Annotated in this window: 16 protein-coding genes; 5 read left to right on the top strand and 11 right to left on the bottom strand. The window is 68.5% G+C overall.

Features of this window, described 5'->3' with window-relative positions:
* The first annotated feature begins 1 nt into the window (after position 1).
* Genes ACQP2E_RS01935 through ACQP2E_RS01925 form a run of 3 tightly spaced genes read left to right on the top strand, consistent with a single transcriptional unit; the run spans position 2 to position 3,428 of the window.
* Positions 2 to 1,555 (top strand): hypothetical protein, encoded by a 1,554-nt coding sequence (locus ACQP2E_RS01935; RefSeq protein ID WP_433828173.1) that lies wholly within the window; start codon positions 2 to 4, stop codon positions 1,553 to 1,555.
* Complete coding sequence (locus ACQP2E_RS01930) at positions 1,552 to 2,478, top strand: hypothetical protein (RefSeq protein WP_433828172.1); 927 nt, start codon at positions 1,552 to 1,554, stop codon at positions 2,476 to 2,478. Before ACQP2E_RS01935 ends, ACQP2E_RS01930 begins: the two co-directional genes overlap by 4 nt.
* Positions 2,475 to 3,428 (top strand): hypothetical protein, encoded by a 954-nt coding sequence (locus ACQP2E_RS01925; protein WP_433828171.1) that lies wholly within the window; start codon positions 2,475 to 2,477, stop codon positions 3,426 to 3,428. Before ACQP2E_RS01930 ends, ACQP2E_RS01925 begins: the two co-directional genes overlap by 4 nt.
* Before the next feature lie 123 nt (positions 3,429 to 3,551).
* On the opposite strand, the gene ACQP2E_RS01920 is transcribed toward ACQP2E_RS01925, so the two are convergent.
* Both ACQP2E_RS01920 and ACQP2E_RS01915 read right to left on the bottom strand, forming a co-directional pair.
* On the bottom strand, positions 3,552 to 3,893 hold the full coding sequence (locus ACQP2E_RS01920) for a fluoride efflux transporter FluC (protein ID WP_433828170.1): 342 nt from the start codon (positions 3,891 to 3,893) through the stop codon (positions 3,552 to 3,554).
* Positions 3,890 to 4,243, bottom strand: coding sequence for a fluoride efflux transporter FluC (locus tag ACQP2E_RS01915; RefSeq protein WP_433828169.1), 354 nt, complete (start codon positions 4,241 to 4,243; stop codon positions 3,890 to 3,892). The genes ACQP2E_RS01920 and ACQP2E_RS01915 overlap by 4 nt, the downstream gene beginning before the upstream one ends.
* Positions 4,244 to 4,647: 404 nt before the next feature.
* Here ACQP2E_RS01915 and ACQP2E_RS01910 point away from each other — a divergent pair, with 404 nt between their 5' ends.
* Together ACQP2E_RS01910 and ACQP2E_RS01905 are read left to right on the top strand one after the other, a co-directional pair.
* Positions 4,648 to 5,550, top strand: coding sequence for a hypothetical protein (locus ACQP2E_RS01910; RefSeq protein ID WP_433828168.1), 903 nt, complete (start codon positions 4,648 to 4,650; stop codon positions 5,548 to 5,550).
* Positions 5,550 to 7,430, top strand: a complete 1,881-nt coding sequence (locus ACQP2E_RS01905; protein ID WP_433828167.1) for a hypothetical protein — start codon at positions 5,550 to 5,552, stop codon at positions 7,428 to 7,430. The genes ACQP2E_RS01910 and ACQP2E_RS01905 overlap by 1 nt, the downstream gene beginning before the upstream one ends.
* Positions 7,431 to 8,511: 1,081 nt before the next feature.
* Here the strand turns inward: ACQP2E_RS01905 and ACQP2E_RS01900 are convergent.
* The 9 genes from ACQP2E_RS01900 to ACQP2E_RS01860 all read right to left on the bottom strand — a co-directional run bounded on the left by ACQP2E_RS01900 (position 8,512) and on the right by ACQP2E_RS01860 (position 19,529).
* Positions 8,512 to 10,707, bottom strand: a complete 2,196-nt coding sequence (locus ACQP2E_RS01900) for an MMPL family transporter (protein WP_433828166.1) — start codon at positions 10,705 to 10,707, stop codon at positions 8,512 to 8,514.
* Between the two features lie 71 nt (positions 10,708 to 10,778).
* The gene (locus tag ACQP2E_RS01895; RefSeq protein WP_433828165.1) at positions 10,779 to 11,423 is read right to left on the bottom strand and encodes a response regulator; all 645 of its coding nucleotides are present in this window, start codon (positions 11,421 to 11,423) and stop codon (positions 10,779 to 10,781) included.
* A gap of 12 nt (positions 11,424 to 11,435) precedes the next feature.
* Positions 11,436 to 12,740 (bottom strand): sensor histidine kinase, encoded by a 1,305-nt coding sequence (locus ACQP2E_RS01890; RefSeq protein ID WP_433828164.1) that lies wholly within the window; start codon positions 12,738 to 12,740, stop codon positions 11,436 to 11,438.
* 77 nt (positions 12,741 to 12,817) lie between these two features.
* Entirely contained in the window at positions 12,818 to 15,121 is a 2,304-nt protein-coding gene (locus ACQP2E_RS01885; protein WP_433828163.1) for a hypothetical protein, read from the bottom strand.
* A complete protein-coding gene (locus ACQP2E_RS01880) occupies positions 15,121 to 16,311 on the bottom strand; it encodes an acyl-CoA reductase (protein WP_433828162.1) in 1,191 nt (396 codons plus the stop codon). The genes ACQP2E_RS01885 and ACQP2E_RS01880 overlap by 1 nt, the downstream gene beginning before the upstream one ends.
* Positions 16,308 to 17,342: an acyl-protein synthetase gene (locus tag ACQP2E_RS01875; RefSeq protein ID WP_433828161.1), complete on the bottom strand. Its 1,035-nt coding sequence runs from the start codon at positions 17,340 to 17,342 to the stop codon at positions 16,308 to 16,310. The genes ACQP2E_RS01880 and ACQP2E_RS01875 overlap by 4 nt, the downstream gene beginning before the upstream one ends.
* A complete protein-coding gene (locus ACQP2E_RS01870) occupies positions 17,339 to 18,562 on the bottom strand; it encodes an AMP-binding protein (protein ID WP_433828160.1) in 1,224 nt (407 codons plus the stop codon). The genes ACQP2E_RS01875 and ACQP2E_RS01870 overlap by 4 nt, the downstream gene beginning before the upstream one ends.
* A complete protein-coding gene (locus tag ACQP2E_RS01865) occupies positions 18,559 to 19,290 on the bottom strand; it encodes an SDR family NAD(P)-dependent oxidoreductase (protein WP_433828159.1) in 732 nt (243 codons plus the stop codon). Before ACQP2E_RS01865 ends, ACQP2E_RS01870 begins: the two co-directional genes overlap by 4 nt.
* Positions 19,287 to 19,529: an acyl carrier protein gene (locus tag ACQP2E_RS01860; RefSeq protein ID WP_111652070.1), complete on the bottom strand. Its 243-nt coding sequence runs from the start codon at positions 19,527 to 19,529 to the stop codon at positions 19,287 to 19,289. Before ACQP2E_RS01860 ends, ACQP2E_RS01865 begins: the two co-directional genes overlap by 4 nt.
* Between the last annotated feature and the right edge of the window lie 159 nt (positions 19,530 to 19,688).

The following is a 19,688-nucleotide window of genomic DNA, read 5'->3' as shown; positions in this document are numbered from 1 at the left end:
CGTGTGGCTGACGGCTAACAAGCAGGAGTGGAAACACTTCCTCACAGCAGCGGAAGTCTTCTGGCAGAAGAACCTGTCGCCGGCCGAGGACGACGCGGTCATCCTGGTCGAGGCATTCCACCAGGATCTGCGGGTCACCCTGCGCAACCTCGCGGTGGCGAACGCGATCAGGCGGATCCGGCCTTGCCGTCTCGTCGTCTTCACCGGTGTCGAGGACGCCTGGCACAAGACGCTGTGGCAGGGCTTCGACGTCGCGATGGTCCGTGAGCTGGCCGCTGCCTACGGCGCGGATGAGACGATCGACGTCTGGGATCTGGTCCGTCGTTCGGATCGCAAGCCCACGTTCGACACCTCGGATTACGTGGCCGCGACCGACGCGCGACTCGCGAAACTGCCGCGACTGCGGGAGCAGCCGCCAACAGATCGGCAACGGTACGGGGACAGCCTCGCCGCGTTCTACGAGGAACAGTTCCAGCGGAACGTCGTCGCGCTGGTCACCAGCCACGTCGACTACGACCAGTGGGGTCTTGCCGTCGAGGTGGCCCGCCGCTCGGGTGTCCCGGTCGTGCACACCCAGCAGACCGGTTGCCTGAAGGCGTACGCCCTCTTCCCCGAGCACGACACGCACACCGGCACGTTCCGTGAGGAGCTGACCCGGCAGATCGGCGAGGTGTTCGAGACGAAGCTGTGGCCGCGCCGCGAGGAGCTGCGCCGGTCGACCGAGCTGATCGCGTGGCGTGCCAAGGTGAATCTGGGCCGGCCGAGCTGGTGGCGGGGCGGGGCGGCCGCTTCGGTCGACCTGAACAACCCGGCTGAGCGGGCGGTTCTGCGTACCCACACGGCGGCCCGGTTCGGGTTCGATCCGGCCAAGCCGATCGTCGCGGTCTTCAACCACGCCGTCTCGGATGCGCTCGGCACCAACCGGGAGCTCTTCCCGAGCCTCGCCGACTGGTTCACCGACACGGCTGCCTGGGCCGCTTCGCGCGACGACGCCCAGTGGCTCTTCCTGGATCACCCGAGTCAGGCGCTCTACGACTCCAGCGGCTTCTTCGGCAACCTCGCCAAGCAGCACCGTTCCTCTCGCCACCTGGTCTTCAAGCCGAGCGCCGCGATCAGCAAGAACGCGCTGTGGAGCCTCACCGACCTGGGTGTCACCGTCCGGGGCAGCGTCAGCAACGAGCTTCCGGCGTACGGAATCCCGGTCATTCAGGCCGGCTGGTCGGAGTGGAGTTCCTGCGGGCTGTCGACGGTCGTCGACTCGACCGACGCGTACTTCAAGACCCTCGACGAGAACATCAAGGCCCTGCACGACGGCGCCTCGCTCGTCACCGAGGAGCAGGTACGCCGGGCCCGGCTCTGGCTCTGGCTCTACCGCAGCGGCGCCGACGTGGTCACCCCACACGTGCCGCAGTGGGAGGTCTGGCCGGCGAACACCCTGCTCAAGGCGGTACGCGCGACGTTCCGGCACATCGAGAGCGACGCCGACCCGCTCTTCGAAACGGTCGAACGGCTGTGGACGCGTCGCGAGCCGATGCTGACCCGGACACCGCTATGAGTGTCGGGGTCTGGTTCCGTACCGACTTCGACGAGCCGTCGGTTCCCGCCGCGCTCCCGATGGAGCTCACCACCGGCATGCACCCGTCGCTGACGATCGTCGACCAGATGGTCCGCGGCCGGGGCATCATCGGCCGGATCACCGGGGACTTCGGCGCGGTCGCGGTCAAGGTCGCCGGCACCGGCGGCCCGGTACGCGTAACCGTCTCGATCGGGCTCGACGAGGTCAGCACCCGCTGGTGGGCCGACCGGGTCCGCCCGTCGCGGACGACTCCGGAACTGCCTCGCCTGGTGGTCCTGCGTGCCCAGGGCCGGATCCGGGGCAGCGTCGTGCTGGCCCGCCGGCAGGGCTGGCGCGGTGCGGCGAGCGCCGAGGCGACCCTCTCGTTCGACCTGGCCGAAGGCGAACTCGACGGCGATGGCCTGCTCATGGTCGAGCTGGGCGAGACGCCGCCGCCGGCCTGGGCAGCCGGGCGGCTCTCCATCCGTCCGGTGGTGGGCCTGAGGTTCAACAGCATCGCGGTGTGCGCCACGTCCGTCCCCGCGCCGGCCACCGTCTCGGCCGGGTCGACCGGTTGCGACTTCGCCGTTCTGCAGCCCGGCGCGGCACTGTCGCAGCGGCTGTCCACCCAGGCGGTGCCGGCTGCTCCGCCGCTGCCGCTGACCCCGCGTAACCGTTTCACCCGCCGTCGGCCGGCGCGTGCCGCTTTCAAGGTTGCTCGGGCGGCGCGCCGGGTCGCGTACCGCGCGATGCCGGCCCGGCCCGGGCCACTTTCCGGCGTGCTGGCCGCTGATGTGCTGACCGGTACGCCGATCAGCATCGAAGTGTCCGGGGACGAGATCCGTTTGCCGGGGCCGATCGAGACGCCGGTGCTTCTCGGTGCTGTCCAGGCGCAGCCGACACTCGCCTGGCGGCTGCGATGACATTGCGCCCGGTGCTGGGCACTGATCCGGTCTCGAACCATCGGATGCTCCAAGATCTGCTTTCTGGTTCTCCCGCGGGCAAATTGGAGCTGCCGCCCGGCCGGCATGAGATCGCTGACGGCCTGCGGGTGCCGGGCGGCTGGACCGTGCGAGGCGCCTCAGAAATCGGCACCTGGCTTGTCGTCACTGAACGCACCGGCGCTCCGGTCCTTCATGTGCTCGGCTCCGACGTCTCGATCAGCGACATCGGGCTCCAGCCGGCACCGTCCGACCCGGGCGAACACGGCGGCGACCGCGGCACCGGCCTCACCATCGGCGAGTACCTCTATGCCGCCGAACCCACGTGGATCTCCGGCGTGGACGTACGCCGGGTCCAGGTCGACCACGGCAACCTGCGCACCGCCAACGCGATCGGCGTGATGGGCGCCGTCAGCGACGTGGTGATCCGGGATGTGACCGTCCGGGGCGGGTTCACCGGCCTGGCCGTGCACTGGGGTGCCGTCGGAGCCGACGTCGCCTCGCTGGTCGGCCCGACATTTCACCCGCACCGCCTCGACGTTGCCGGCCTGCGGGTGTCAGGGGCGATCGAGGGCTTCTACTTGAGCTCGGTCCACGACGTACGGGTGTCCGGCGCCTCGCTGACCGACGTCGAGATGGGTTTCCGGCTCCTACCCGGCGACAACACGGACCGCTTCGTGTCGTCACCGGACATCGGCGCCCGCATCGAGATCGCTGATGTGGATGTCGAGTGGTCGGGGCCGCTCTACGCGGTACGCATCGCCGGCTGGGGCCGCAGCGAGATCGACGGCAAGGTGACGGTCCTGGAATATCGGGATTCAGTGGTCAGAGACTGCCGGCTGACAGGCACCGGAACCGGCAACTCCTGGTCCCCACTCCTGATCGAACAGGCCCACGGCGTAACCCTCCAGAACATCTCAATGACCTCCTAAAGCACCGTGGGAGCCGGGTGGATGAGGTCTCGCGGGCCGGGGCCGGCGGCGGGACGCGCCGGGCCGGGCCCGTCAGTTGCCTCGGGCCTCGGGGGCGCGCCGGCTGCGGTTGGCCGGCCTCGGTCACGCGTAATGTTGGGTGAGGGTTTGGGCTAGCCAGGCGGCACCCAGGCCCAGTGAGACGCTGAGGGTGACGTAACGGAAAGCTGCCGCCCGTTCGCCTCGGCGGGCCATCGCGAGGGTTTCCCAGCTGAACGTGGAGTACGTGGTGATCGCGCCGCAGAAGCCGGTGCCGAGGAGCGTTACCAGCGACGGTGACAGTGGCAGGCCGAGCACCACGCCCAGGATGAGCGATCCCACGACGTTTACCGTCAGCGTGCCCCAGGGTTCAGGGAACAGCAGCCCGGTGATGTAGCGCAGGGGTGCGCCGATCGCTGCGCCGAGGGCCACCATCAGGAGTGTCATCGGCGTGCGCCCTTCGAAGGCCCCGCCACATGCTCCGCCAAGCTGCTGCCTGCCCAGACTGCCAGCAGGGAGCCGATCAGGGTGGCGGCCAGGTACGGCAAACCGGCGTGCAGAGTGTCGACCGCGGCCGTGGAGAACGTCGTGTAGCCGCCGAGGAAACCGGTGCCCAGGAACAATCTGACGATTTTTCGGTCGATCAGGGTGTACAGGACGCCGATCAGAAAACAGCCCGTGACGTTGATGAGCCACGTTGCCCAGTGCGAACCGGACCAAGCGGATGAAATAGCGAAGCGGGCCAAGGCGCCCAGAACGCCTCCAGCCGCCACTGCTCCGATGCGTGCAAGATCCATCACCGATCACGTTAGCCCAGGCGGCCGGGGGGACGTGGCGGCGTCCTCCCCGGCCGGTATCCGGGCGCGAGGGACCTTTCGTCCGATCCCGGCGCTATGAATGTCCACTGTAGGCGAGGATCTTGAAGAGCCGGTGATCGGGCTTCCAAAATTGCCTCTGACACAGTTCATTTGAATTCTGGGCGTCGAGCCGGTGTTTCAGCGGTGACGAGCCGGTCGACTGCTGCCTGACACGGCGTGAACGGCGGCGAGAAATCGCGCCAAACCGGTCGTATTCAACCGTCAATTGCGATAAATCGGACAGCGTGGCGACTGATAGCGTGCGGCTTCGCACGTTGATCGACCATCGCTCGTCCGAAGCGCCGTGGCAATGGACCGGCAACGTACGGGGGACGGGAAAAGGAATGCATCACGCCAATTATCACTACGGGCACGCGCACATCCTCGCCCGATACTGTCAGCTCCCCGACCCGCTGCATCCGCCGCGCATCAGGGGATATCTCCAGCACGGCTGGAACATCGGGGACGGGCTCGCACCGGGTACGCCGTACGTCAGCGGCAGCCGGGTGCTGGTCTGGTCCGAAGAGACCCGCCGCCGTTCCTGGTCACAGGGACGCCGCGACGTGGTCGTCGTCGGCGCGCCCTTCGCCTATCTGCTGGAGATGGAACCCGAGCCTGAAGGCAGCGAAGGCGAGGGCACCATCTTCTACCCCTTCCACGGCTGGGAGGGTCAGCAGATCATCGGTGACCACCAGCGACTCATCGACGAGGTCAAAGCCGTCGAGACCGGGCCGATCACCGCATGCCTGTACTGGAACGAGTACAAGATGCGTTCGGTCCGCCGTCTCTATCAGAAGGCCGGCTTCCGGGTGATCTGCCACGGATACCGGGGCTTCTGGTGGCGCGACCACAACCGCGACTTCCTGATGGGCCAGCTCAACGAGATCCGCCGGCACAAGCGGGTCATCTCCAACAGGCTGTGCAGCGCCATCTGGTACGGCGCGCTGGCCGGTCGTGAGGTGGCCGTCTACGGCGACCCGATGGTGCTCGACAACGCCGACCCGATGTTCGGCGGCGAGCCCCGGCTGCACCGGCAGTGGCCGGAGCTGTACGGCGAGCAGACCGACTACGAAGCCTGTCACCGCCTCGCCCGCGAGCAACTGGGCGCCGACGAGCTGGCCTCCCCGGCTGAGCTTCGTGCCCTGCTCGGCTGGCGTTTTGAAAATCAGGATGACGAATGGCGAGGCGAAACCTCCGCCCTCGCCGACATCAAGTGGCGTCCCCGCGCCACGGAGAGGCACGCGTGATGCCGGAACGTCCGGTCGCTCTCGTACCCGCCCTTGTCGCGGCTGATCCGGTTGACCTGGCTGAGGCTGTTGCCGCTCCGCCACTGGACAACCTGCACCGCATCGGCGGCGAGATGTTCGCCTGGACGGATCGGAAGGCCACGCTGCCGTCCGGCGGGCTGTTCCGCTACCTGTTCAGCACGTTGGCGGGGCCCGGTCGCACCGTGCTGGTCGCCGGCCCGCACTCGGACGAGCTGATCAACGAGTTGGTCGGCACCGGCGCCGAGGTGACCTGGCTGCTGCGTTCGCTACCGGACGCCGAGGAGTCCGCCGCTGCCCACCCGTCGGTCACCGTGCTCGCGGGAGCGCTCGGCAAACTCGCGCCGGACCAGTACGACCTGGTCGTGGCCGCCGACGGCGTCACCCGGCTGAACTCGGCCGAGGGTGACCAGCTGCCGGTCGGCTCGATGCTGGACCGGCTCTCGCTCGCGGTCGGCGCGGACGGCGTGCTGCTGGTGATGCACGACAACCACTTCGGTGTGCACCACACGGTTGCCCTCGGGCCCGAGGGCCGGTACGGCTCCGACGCCGACTGGTACCCCAGCGACGAGCTGGACGCCGGACGCCCGTCGTCGCGTGCCGAACTGGTCGCCCGGCTCGCCGATGGCGGTTTGGTGATCGACGCTTCGTACGCGGCTTTCCCCGATCCGGCCGAACCCGCTGTTCTGCTCGGTGAGCGGGTTCTCGGTGACACCACGTCGACGCTGCGGCCTTGGCTCGGGAGTGTGGTCGCGCAGGCTTTTACTTCGGCGTACCGTGGCCGGCCGGTGCTCAGTGATCCGCGCAAGCTGGCGGCGCGGGCTCTGCGGGCGGGTGCCGAGGACGCGGTAGCGGGTGGCTGGCTGGTGATCGCGTCCGCCGCCGACAAGTCCGGATTTATACCGCACGACGTAATTGTCGGGGATGTGCACGGCACCTTCACGTACGGCGTCAACGTGGACAGTGAGCCGGAACTTCTCGTACCGATCGAGGAACCCCTCGAACGCGCCGGCCTTCGCCGCACCGGCGTCCCCTCGGTCGCCGCGGCCGACGGTTACCTGCTCGAAGATCGCCTGCTGGAACTCTGCGCCGCCAACGACGTGCGCCGTCTCCGCCAGGAGATCATGCAGTTCGACAGCTGGGTCCGCGAACAGGCCCGCGATGGCTTCCTGCACGGCCCGGTAGCGGTCGCCGACGTCTCCGATGTACTGATCACTCGGGACGGCCCTGTCGTCCTCGCGGTCCGCTGGGAGCCCACCAGCCCGGTACCTGTCGAAACCGCCCTGGTCAGATCCCTCTGGCAGTTCGCGGTCCGGCTGATCACCGGCGCCCGTCCGCACCCGTGGCCGATCACGTCCAGCGCCATGGACCTCACCACGATCCTGCTCGGCATGGCCGGCCGCGGCGTCACCGAACCGGAGCTGCGCACCGCCGTGGACCTCCAGGTCTCGATCGACTCCGCCGAGCTCGGCCTGCGCCCCGCCGAGCAACACGACCACAAGCTGAACCTGCTGTCCGTACAGCCCGGCACGGTCCCGGTCGACGTCGTCGGATATCGCGAACTCACCGAGGCCCTCTGGCGCCAGCGATACCAGACGAGCCACCTGCTCCACATGACCGAGTGGACCGAGGACATCATCGCGTCCCGCGACCGCTGGCTCAGCAAGATGGACTGGGAGATCCAGATCTACCGCGCCACCTGGGCCGGCAAGTTCCTCACGGTCTCCCGTACCGCATACCGCCTGATCAGCCGCGACCTCCGGGCCGCACGCCAACGCCGCCGCCAACGCCGCGCAGCAGCCGCAGCCGCCCGCCGCTGGCGCAAAGCCCAAAAAGCAAAAGGCTCCCCAGAAACAGACTGATTTCGTACGCCCAACGCCAGGCTCACGTGGCCTCCCAACACCTGCGGAACTCCCCCCGGCGCGACCCGCCGCCCTCCCCGGCGGCGGCTCACGCCCACCATCGCCGAGCATCGTCGGCTCGCGCTCGCGGTCGCGCCGATCCCGAAGCGGCGACCCCGCGCACAAGCCACTCACCGCCTGCTCGCGATTACGGTCGGGTTGGTCCCGAAGTAGCGACCCCGAGCACAAGCAGCTTGTTGCCCGCTGCCGCCCACGACCGGTCCGCCCGGCCGGCTGCCCGGCCGCCCGGCCGCCCGGCTGTCAGTGCCGGCCGGCCGTCAGTGCCGGCCCTGCTGGCCCGTTGCGGCAACGCGGCTACCAGCAAAGATGCGGCGCCGTTGCCCGCCGCAAGGTGCCACCCGGCTGCCCGCCGTACGGCGCGCGGCGACCGAGCCACGTCCGCCAGCCGGAGCGGTGCCTACGACCGCACGACCGCACGACCGCACGACCGCACGACCGGAGCCCAGTGTGTCGACTTAGGGCTCAGTGTGTGATTTGAGGTTCAATCCGCACCCATTGTCGACACGCACGCCGACGAACCGGCTGGTCGTGTCGACTTCGGGTTCGAATCGCACCCTAAATCAACACGCAGGGCGGGGGCGTGGCTGAGCCGCCCTGCGGAGGGGCTGTTCGCGGTTCACTGGCGAACTGTCCGTCGCTCTGTGTGTCGTGTCTGCGGGCATCATGCGCAGATCTTGATAATTGGCAGAGCCTGGAGGCCCCACAATGCTCCATCCATCGCCGGCCGGCCTGCCTCATAGTGACAGCGCGTGACACTCCGCAGCCAGAAGTCTCCAAGATCGAGAATGGCCGGCTCCGGGGCTCGACGGCGGGGGCTCGACTGGCGGGGGCTCGACTGGCAAGGGCTCGACTGGCGGGGGCTTTCGGAGCTGGGCGTGGTGGCAGCGCGGGAGCCTGCGGAGGGAAAACGCCAAGTTGGCGCAGAAGCTGTGCTGGAGGGGTGCGGGAACAGCGCTAGCCAGCCGCAAGTGGGCGGCTGGCTAGCGGGCGTTTGGGCGTACCCAAGAAGGGGGTGGCTGGCTCAGCCGATGGGGGTCAGCTCTCGGGCGGGCTGAGCCGGCGGGGCGGCCGGGGGCTCGTGGGCGATCTCGGGAAGCCAGCGCAGGCCGCGGGGCAGCCACCAGTTCGCGCGGCCGAGCATGGTCATCACGGCCGGGAGCAGGACCGCCCGGATCAGGGTCGCGTCGAGGAGGACTGCCGCGGCCAGGCCTACACCCAGCTCCTTCGTCGCGATCAGCGGGAGCGTGGCGAAGAGGGAGAACACCGCGACCATCACCACCGCGGCGCTGGTGATGACGCCTGCGGTCTGGCCGATGCCTTCGCGGACGGCCTCGCGGATCGGCAGGCCTCGATCAGCACCCTCGCGGATCCGGCTGACGACGAAGACGTGGTAGTCCATCGAGAGTCCGAAAAGGATCACGAAGAGGAAGAGCGGCATCCAGTTGGTGATCGCGCCGGCGGCGACGAAGTCGAGTGGCTTCTCGAAGTGGCCGTCCTGGAAGATGAAGACCAGCATGCCGTACGCGGCAGCGACCGACAGCAGGTTGAGCGCGACTCCGGTGAGCGCTACGACGACCGAGCGGAACGAAACAAGCAGCAGGATGAACGCCAGCCCGAGGACGAAGGTGAAGATCCAAGGCAGGCTGTCCGACAGCCGTTCGCTGTAATCGATGCTGGACGCGGTGTTGCCGGTGACCAGCGCGGTCGCACCCGGCACCTGCCCGAAGGTCTCCGGCACCACGGACGAGCGCAACAGGTTGAGCGCGTCGACCGAGGCTGCGTCCTCCTCCTTGCCGGTCAGGCCGACCGCGACGACGGCGACGTTGCCGGCCGGGTTGATGTCGACGTCGATCGGTTCGACGAGCTTGCCACCGCTGTTCTGGGCGACATTTCGGAAATCTTCTAAGGCAGCCGCGAACGAAGGCGTCGAAACCGACGTCGCCGAGACCACGATCCGGGCCGGCGTCGTCTTGCTCGGGAACGCTTCACCGATCGCCATGAAAGCCTGCACCACCTGCGAGTCCGGCGCCACGTCCTGAATCCGCTGCCCCTTCGTCTTCAGGTCCAGCGCCGGCGCCGCGATCACACCGAGCGCAGCCACGGCGACAAGAGCAGAGATCAACGGCTTTGCGAGTACGACAGTGAGCAGCCCGTTCCAGAAACGGCCCTGGCTGTTCCGACGGTACAGGCCGGGGATCTTGATGGCGTCGACCCGGTCGCCGAGCGCCGACAGCATGGCCGGCAGAACCGTGAGCGAGCCGAGCACAGCGGTCGCGACCACCAGGATCGTGCCGACCGCGAAGCTGACGAACGTGACGTCCTGGGTGAAGAACATGCCGGCCATCGCCACGATCACGGTGAGCCCGGAGACCCAGATCGACCGTCCGGACGTCTGCGCCGCGATCATGAGTGCCCGGTGCGGGTCGGCGCCCTTACGCCGCTCATCGCGTTCCCGGCGGATGTAGAAAAGGCAGTAGTCGACGCCGACCGCGAGCCCGATCAGCAGCATCACGTGGGTGGTCTCGTCGACGGCGGGTGCGAACCGGCTGGCAACGGCCATGAGACCGATCGCGGCGACCACCGACATGACCGCCAGCGCGACCGGGAGCAGCGCGGCCACCACGGCGCCGAAGCCGATCAACAGGATGCCGAGGGTGACCGGGATGGAGAGCATCCCGAGCCGGTTCAGCCCGGCTTCGAGCTCGTCGCCGATCAGCTTGTCCCCACTCGCGTCACCCGCCTCGGCGACGTAGAGATCCGGGTGCGCGGCCTGTACCGCGGCGACCGCGTCGAGTGCCGGCCCGACCCTTTCACTGGCGGTCGAAGGGTCACCGGTGAGATCGAAAGTGACAAGTGTCGAGCGGCCGTCCGGCGACTCGATGGGCGGCTGGACCTCACCGACACCGGGGGTCTTCCTCAGCGCACTGGTGACCTCCTCCGCAGCGGTCACCCGGTCACTGCCCGTCCGGTTCTGGACCAGGACCATCTCGCCGGCCGGCAGGGGCGGGAACCCGGCCTCCTCGACGATCCGGTCGGCCTTGCCGGACTCACCGTGCCCGGCCAGCGCGTAGTTCGCGTTCTCGGTGGGCACCTGTGCGCTCAGCATCACCGTGGCGGCGACGAAGGCGATCCATCCGAGGATCGCGAGCACCCGATGACGGGCGCTCCACATCGCGATACGAGGCGCGATGCCTCTGACGTTTTCCCTGTTCTCCATGGGGAGAACGCTATGAAGAACAGCGCTACCGATCGATCCGGCGGACACCCCGGTCCGGAGTAGTGCTAGCCCTACGTCTGCAGGTAGGTCAGCACCGCCAGGACCCGCCGGTGCTGTTCCTCGTCCTGGTGCAGGCCGAGTTTCGTGAAGATGTTGCGTACGTGCTTCTCCACAGCTCCGTCGGTGACCACCATCTTGCGAGCGATCGCGGCGTTCGACAGGCCCTCGGCCATCGCGCTCAGCACCTCACGCTCGCGCGGGGTGAGGCTGCGCAGCGGATCGTCGCGGCGGCGCCGGACCAGCAGCTGGCCGACCACCTCGGGGTCGAGCACGGTGCCGCCGTCGGCGACCCGGGCCAGCGCGTCGAGGAAGTCGGCGACCAGCGACACCCGGTCCTTCAACAGATAGCCGACCGCCCCGCGGCGGTCGGCCAGAAGATCGTCGGCGTACGAGACCTCGACGTATTGGGAGAGCACCAGGATCGGGCTTCCGGGGATCGCCGCGCGGGCCTCCACTGCGGCGCGCAGCCCTTCATCGGTGTGCGACGGCGGCATCCGGACGTCCACGATGGAGACGTCCGGACGGTGTTGCTTGACCGCCGCCACCAGGGACGGCCCGTCGCCGACGGCCGCCACCACGGTGTGGCCGTTCTCTTCGACGAGCCGTACCAGGCCTTCTCGGAGCAGGACCGCATCGTCGGCGATTACTACGCGCATGCGGTCATGGTTTCAGATCGGCAGCGCCGCCGTGAGCCGCGTGCCTTCGCCTGCGGCGCTCACCACGGACAGGATGCCGCCGGTTGCGCGTACCCGGTCGTCGAGACCGGCCAGGCCGTGACCCTTCGCGAGGCTGGCGCCGCCCACCCCGTCATCGGCGACCGTGACGAGCAGGCCCGACGCGTTGCGCTGCACGATGACCTGCACCTCGCTGGCGTTGCTGTGCTTCGCCACGTTGGTGAGCGCCTCGGCGACCACGAAGTACGCCGTCGACTCGATGGCCGGGTCGAGCCGTTCGATCGGCGGCGCGTCCAGGTCCACCGGGATCGTGCAGCGGCCGGCCAGGGCGGTCAGCGCCGCACGCAGTCCGCGGTCGACAAGGATCGGCGGGGCGATGCCACGGGAGAGGGCACGCAGCTCGTCGAGGGTTTCCCGGGTCTGGGTGAGAGCTTCGGCAACGGTGGCACGGGCGGCTTCCGGGTCGGTGCCGAACTGCTGCTCGGCGCGGCCCAGATCCATCGCGAGCCGGACCAGCCGCTGCTGCGGACCGTCGTGGATGTCGCGTTCCAGTCTGCGCAGTGCGACCGCTTCGGCGGAGACGGCGGCGGCCCGCTGCTCCTGCGCCACATCACGGGCGGCGTTCGCCTCGGCGACCTGCTGGCGGAGCCGGTCGACGCCGTTGAGCAGGCTGTATCCGAACGCCGCTTCGAGCAGCGCGGCGGCACGGACCACCGGGTACAGCGTCGCCGTGAAGATCAGGCCGATCACGACGTAGAACAGGATCCGGGTGCCGGCGGTGTTATCAAATCCTAAAATTTCCGGAATTTCGTAATTCTCCGGCGGGTGCGGCAGCGACCAGTCCCAGAGCGGGTACGTGAGACCGCCGAGCGCCACCGCCCACCAGGTGATGACGAAGACGAAGCCGATCGTGTTCGGGATGAACCGGAACATCCCGTGCACCAGATCGAGCCAGGCCTGCCCGTCGGCGAGCGGTGCGATCGAGCGCCGCATCCACCCGCTGCCGGGGGCGGTGCGATAAACCGGGTGCGTCATCGAACGGCCCAGCACCGGACCGATGCGGGCGCGTTCAACGACGGCGAAACCCCGGGACATCAGCAGGGTGGCCACCAGGACCGGCAGACCGACCCAGATGATCACCATGCCGATGCCGAGGAAGAACCCGGTCATGCAGAGGACCAGGGTGATCAGCCCGAGCGGAAAGCCCAGCAGAACGTACTGCGTGTCGATGCCCAGCTGGCGCAGGTACCGCCGGGCGGGAGCGGGTTCGGCGGTGGCGCCGGCATAGGTCGTTGTCATGCCGTTGACGTTAGGCATCGGCGCCACCTCATCCGATCCTGCGGACCGCCCGATCGACGGTAGGGATAACCCGACCATCAGCCGAGCCGGTAGATCACCACCGATTCGCGCTGGTGCACGACCTGGGCGGACGACTTCAGCGCGGTGATCGCCACCTTGCTCGCCCGGGTGTCGGCGAAGAGCCAGCGTACGCCGTACTCGTCACGCAGTCGTGCCACGTCGGCCGGGTCGCCCTTGGCGAAGACACGCTGGTTCAGGGCGAAGACCTCGGGGTCGGGCGCGGGCTGGAAGAAGTACTTCAGGTCGTTCACCCCGTTCGCCGCGACGGTCCGGTCGGTGTATGCCCAGCTCTCCACCAGGGTGCGATGCCCACCGAGCCCGGCGACCCAGAACGCCCGGGCGTTGCACTGCTTGTTAGACATCGGCATGCAGTGCACGTTCGTCGCGACCAGGTCGTTCTCGCCGGCGTTCTTCTGGAGCCAGAGCGCGGCCCGCATCTCGGCGGCGGTGACCGCGACGTTCTCCCTCGCCTTGATCGAGGGCGGTTCGGCGAGCGTCTCCACGGTCCGGCTCACCGCGCTCACCGCACCCGCGGCCGCGACGGCGGCGATGATCGCGACCGGCAGGGCTCGCAGCGCGCGCTTGCGCCAGATCAACACCAAGATCAGCGAGACCACCGCGACGAGCGCGGCAGTGCGCAGCATGGGTACGGCCATAGCCCACGCCCAGGCACCGGCGGTCTTCTCGGCCGGCTTGGTCACCTCGGGCGCGAAGAACTCCCACAGCCCTCCGGCGACCGCGCCGGCCACCGGCACCCACCAGGCGCGGACCCGATCGGCGAGCGCCCACGCGGTCAGCACCCCGCAGATCGGAAGGACCGCGTTGTAGAAGTAGATCTGGCTGGCCGACGGGTGCCAGAGAAGCCACATCCCGAGGACGCCGGCCACCACGATGCCGCCGAGCAGCCACGGGACCGGATCGTCCGCCCACTGTTTCGGCCGGTGCCAGCGCATGCCGGGTGGCAGGAACAGCCCGATCAGCCGTGGTGACTGAACCAGCACCCACCAGATGATCGACCAGGCCACGAACCAGCGGGCCGCGGTGCCGGCCGTCTCAAGTCCGTCCGGGACCAGACCGCCCCACTGCACGTCGTTCGGGATACCGATGATCTCTTGATAGGGCAGGAACCAGCGCAGCGTGGCGAGGAACTGGGGTTGCAGCGTGCCGGCGCCGCCGCCGGCGAAGAGTTTCAGGCCGACGACCATGCCGAAACCGACAGCGGCTAGCAGACCGACGGTGGTCCACGGGATCTTCCGCTTGAAAAGCAGCGAGACCACGCCGGCGAGCAGCAGACCGGCGGCGAGCGGCGGCAGGACGCTCGCCTTGCTGCCGGCACAGGCCACCGCGAGCAGCGGCAGCAACGCCCAGCCCCAGCGCAGCGAACGACCGCGCAGAGCATCCACGGCGACAACCACAAAAAGACCGATCAACGGCATTGCGTACGTCTGCGACGGGCTGAGCAGCGTGATCGGAAGCCCGATGCCGGGCGGGCTGGCGACGTTGCCGACGGTCACCGACTGGCCGACGAATCCGATCATGGCAGCGACCGGGCCGGTCCACCAACGGCCGCTGACGCTCCGAGCGAGAGCCGCGAAGACCACCACTCCGATCGCCGCGATCGGCAGGAGCCAGAGCCGGAGGAACACCATGTGCGGCGCGATTCCGGTGATCATGCTGGCGCTCGCGATGTCCGCGTCCGACAGGTAGTGGTAGCGCAGCACCTCGCCGGCCAGCTGCGGCACCTGGAACGGCATCGTGCGGGTCATCTCGTGCACGAGCGCGAGGTGGTAGTACAGGTCCGGGTACATCTCCACGGTGAACGGCGGGACCGGGGTGGTACGGAAAACCACCGCACCCCAGAGCGTCACCAGGAACAGCACCACGGCCATCCCGGCGGACCAGCCGATCGGCAGAGTCTCGCCAGGTCCGGTGCGCCAATGCCGGCGCAGTCCCGGCACCGCCAGGAAGAGCACGACAACCAGGGCCGGCCAGCCCGGCAGCAGCTGTTGCAGACCGGTCGCGGCGGCGAGCGCCCAGCCGGCGAGCAGGACGAGCAGGCCGGTGGCCGCGCCGAGGCCGAGGTCTTCGGGCAGGTTTCCCCGGCTGCCGAACGCCGCACGGAACACCAGCGTGCCCGGCACGACGATCGCGAGCAGGAGGTAGACCGCGTACAGAAGGATTTGTTTGTCCGGGGTGCCGTTGACGTGCAGCACCCAGAACGCGGAGATCGCCGGCAGCAGCCAGGGCACGACGGCCCAGAGGCGCCGGTCCCGCTTCACCGCGACATCGGGCGTGGGCGCCCGTTCCACAAGAGTCGTCATCAGTGCTGGAGCACCGTCAGGCGGGTGAACTCGCTGGGCAGGTCGTACCCGTCCCAGATGGCGCCGAACGTCAGCGCCTGCCCGAACGGCACGATCCGGTCCACGCCGCGGCCGCCCAGCGCGGTGCCGAACTCCCGCAGCTCGGCCGGGGTGAACCCGAAGTGGCTGACGGTCTGGTCCTGCCGGTTCATCGCGGGTACCAGGTCGAGCAGCGACGCGGCCTCGGCGAACGGGAACGCTCCGGCGCCGATCCACCGTCGGGGCGCGGCATCCGTCCCGGTCAGCGTCAGCGCGGTCACCCGGTTGTCCGGGAAGTCCAGCGCCCCGGCCGCACCGATGGCGGCCAGCTCGTACGCGTTGACCCGCTTCTCCACCGCCATCGCCGGATCAACCGTCCAGCCACGGGCGTCGACGACCTCCAGCAGCAGCGACAGGAACTCGGCCCGCACGCCGTCGCCGTCGCCGCCGACCAGGAACACGGTCCGCGGCGAGGAGCAGGCGGCCTGGTCGAACCAGTACGCGTCGTTGGCGAACCCGACCACCGCGTTGCGCCGCGTGGCCGGGTCGGCGGCACGCCAGCCGGCGGTCGACAGCATCGCCCAGGACGTGCGGTCCGGGAAGGTCAGGTCGCGCGCGGACGGCCGCAGCGGCAGTTTGCGGATCGTGTTCACAGCGGCGTCACCGCCCCAGATGACCCGCAGGTCACACCACTTGCTGAGCGCGCCGGTGATGGCGTCGTCGTAACCGTAGGTGACCATTCGCTGGGTACGCGCAATGATCGGGTCGGCCTCCGCGGCAACCGCGTTGAGCGCTTCCAGGATGACCTCGGCAGCCCCCGCCGACCGCGAGGAGATCCGGACCACGTTGTGGTTGCCGGCCAGCGCCGAGAGCGCCCACGAGTACACGAAAATTGTGTCCACATTGGCCGGTGGCAGATGAAAGACGTTGCCCCGGGGAAAGATCAGCGCATCGTCCCGCTGCATCCGCGAGACAGCCCGGCTCAGCTCGGCGGGGCGCAGGAAATATCCGAGCGAGCCCAGCTCGGGGTGCTTGCGGGCGACCGCCGGCGCCAGCAACTTGCGCGCGAGACGACCGAGGAAGTCGACGACCCGGGGGTCGCCGACGGCCAGCCGGTCCTCCGAAGGCGCGGTGAGGTCACCCTCCGCGCCGAACCTGAAGATGACGCTCACGCCGCACTCCGATACGTGTCCGAACAGCCCCGGGCCTCGGCGCGCGGCAGCCGCCCGAGCACCGAGAAACGCTTGCCTGGCCAGTCGCCGTCGTCGATGCCGTGCACCACGCCGAGGTCCTCGGTGAGCAGCACGTGCCCCGGGTACGAGGTCGGCAGCGTGCTCACCACTTCCAGTAGGCCCGGTTTGCCGGGCGGAAGCTCCGCCCAGGTCTCCGGGTCACGGACCACCACGTCCGCGAAGTCCGGGCAGTACAGCGAGCCACCTGAAGGCCCTTCCAGGAAGATCGTGCCGATTTGTTCGACCATGCCGTAGTAGTTGTGCACGTTTGTCAGCCCGACTCCGGCCAGCCGTGCGCGGAACTCGTCGGGCGAGACGGCCTGGTCGATCAGCTTCTTCCAGCCGCCGGAGTGGATCAGGATGCCGTTGCTGAGGTCGAGCCCGTTGTCCCGGGCCACTTCGTAAAGATGCAGCCAGACCAGGAAGGTGAACCCGAAGATCAGGAACGGCTGGTCGCCGTGCTTGGCCAGGAAGCCTCGGATCGCGTCGAGGTCGACGAGGCCTTCGCCGTCGAGCGCCCAGACGTGGTCACGACCGAAAGTGGACATGCCGAGCACGCCGGCGCCGCGGGCGCTGAAGGAGCGCCGGTCCTTGAGCATCGCCTTGGTGTCGACGAGCAGCATCGGGAGACGCTTGGGGCCGAGGATGGTCTGCACGGTGGCGGCGAGCCGTCGTTGCTGTTCGGCTGCAGCCGCCTTGTCCAGATAAATCCGGCTAACGTCGCCTGTTGTGCCGCTTGAGGTCAGCACTTTGAAGACCTCGTCGTCCGGAATGCTCTTCAACTCGAGTGTCTTGAAGAGACGGACCGGGAGCCACGGAAGGTCGGCGACGGACGCCGCGTCACGGAAGCCGCTGGCAGCGAGAATCCGGTCGTAAGGCTCGCAGTTCGCCCGGTGATGTTCGGTGAGAGAGGAAAGTTCCTTCAGCAGGACTTCCTCTTTGGCGGCCTGCGACAGGGTGAAGACACTCACAACGACGCCTCCAGCGCCCGATAGTCGGTCTTGCCGTTCGGCAGCAGTGGCAGCGCCTCGATCGACCGCACGTCGACACCGGTGAAGTGCGTGCCGAGCCACTCGGCGATCTTCGTGCGGAGCGCACGGGCATCGTCCGCCGAGATGTCCTCGGCGAAGACGTGCAGCTTGTCGTCGCCGGCCACCGCGGTGATCGGGAAGTTGCGCTCGACGTCGTCCAGGTTGATCCGGACGCCGAACACCTTGCCCATCCGCTTGAGCCGGCCGGTGATGAACAGGAAGCCCTCGTCGTCGAGCCGGCCCAGGTCACCGGTGCGCAGAACCCCACCGAGCTGGTCGCCGCCGGCCAGGTCGGCGCCGCTTTCCGCGTACCCCATCATGACGTTGGGGCCGCGGTAGACGACCTCGTCGTCCTCGATCGCGAAGCTGGCGCCGGGCATCGCGAGACCGACCGATCCGATCTTGTCGGCGATCCGGTCCGGCGGCAGCGTGGCCATCCGCGGCGCGGCCTCGGTCTGTCCGTACATCACGAACAACCGGCCGCCTGCGGCGTCCATCTTTGCCGAGAACTCGGTGATCAGCTCGGCGCGCAGCCTGCCGCCGGCTTGCGTGAGGGTACGCACGGACGGGTGCTTGGCCGGATCGAAGCGAAGCCGCCGCAGCATCTCGTACTGGTACGGCACGAAAGCCAGCGACGTGACCTCGAAAGCGTCCACGGCCGTCCAGAAGTCCCGCTGCATGAGCCCGCTCCGTTCGAGCACCACGGTCGCGCCCCGGAGCAGGTGCGAGTGCAGCACCGACAATCCGTACGAATAGAAGAGCGGCAGCGTGGTGATCGCCACGTCGTCACCTGTCACGCCGAGCGACTCGGCGACCTGCTCGGCGTTGGCGAGCACCGCCGAGCGGGACAGCCGGACCAGTTTCGGATTGCCGGTGGATCCGCTCGTGGTGAGCAGCAGAGCCAGATCCGGGTGCACCTCGTCGGCCTGGTACCGCGCGATCAGCTCGGTGTGGTCGGTGTCCGGGTCGAGCAGGACGACCGGCTTGTGCAGCCGCAGGGCCGCGAGATATTTCGCGATCGCCTCGATCGTCGTGGGCATCGGCAGGAAGACCAGGGTCTGGTCCGCCAGCTCCGCACTGAAACTGTCGATCAGCGAAGGCGTCAGCGACTCGCCGGTGACGGCGTCGACGACGCGGGCGTCCGGGTGCAGCAGGTTCACAGCGTCAGTCCCCCGTCCACTCCGATCACCTGTCCGGTGACGAAGCGGGCCTGGTCGGAAAGGAGGAAGGTGATCACGTCGGCGACGTCCTCAGCGGTGCCGAGCCGGCCAAGGGCGGTGCCGGCGATCCGCTCGGACCGGCCGGCCTCGTCCAGGGTGTCGAGCATGTCGGTGGCGATGAAGCCGGGTGCGACCGCGTTGACCCGGATGCCCTTGGGACCGAGTTCCTTGGCCGCCGACTTGGTGAGGCCGACCACGGCGGCCTTCGACGCTGCGTAGACGGCCTGGCCGGCGACACCGTGCGTACCGGTGATCGAGGCGGTCAGCACGACCGACGCCTCCTGCGCGCGAGCCAAAAGGCGGACCGCGTTCTGCAGCGTGTAGGCCGCACCGGCCGCGTTCACCGCGAAGAGCCGTTCGATGGTGGCGTCGCTGGTCATGCCGAGCATCCCGGCCGCGTGCGTACCCGCATTGATCACGAGGGCGTCGAGGCGCTTGAAGGTCTCGAACGCGAGCCGCACGAGGGCCTTGCTGGTCTGCGGGTCGGCGATGTCACCGGCGGCGGAGACCGCGGTCACACCGAACTTGGCGGCCAGCGACTCGGCCGCCTCGGCCACTCCCGCTTCGCCGTGCCCGTGCAGAACCAGGTCGTAACCCTGCTCGGCGAGACGGTGCGCGGTGGCCCGTCCGATGCCCCGCGACGCCCCGGTCACCAGGGCGACACTCACTTGACGTCAACCCCGTATTTACCAAGGATTCGCACGGCCTCATCAAAACTGGACATATTGATGACATCGTCGGTGTCGATCATTACCGAGAATTCATCTTCGATCGCCGCGACCAACGACATGTGAGCGAGCGAATCCCACTTCTCGTTGTCCTGGTAGCGCAGGTCGTCCACGGGCGCGTCCGCCGGAAGATCAAGCGCGGTGCGGAACGCGTCGCGTAGTCTCTGCAGCTCACTCACGGGTTGTCTCCAATGGGGGATGGTTAGAGGAGTCCTACCTTCCCGCAGCAGTCCGGACGTCACGACCAATCCCGGATTAACTGAAAATGAACTCGCATTGGCGTTTTTCCGCGCGCCTGGAAATGCGGGATCCTCTGGTTATGCTTCCGGCTCGTACCG

It is taken from the genome of Actinoplanes sp. CA-015351 (genome assembly GCF_050955685.1).
Taxonomy (GTDB): Bacteria; Actinomycetota; Actinomycetes; order Mycobacteriales; family Micromonosporaceae; genus Actinoplanes.
The sequence above is the reverse complement of the archived record's forward strand: the minus strand, read 5'-3'. Positions and strand labels throughout refer to the sequence as shown.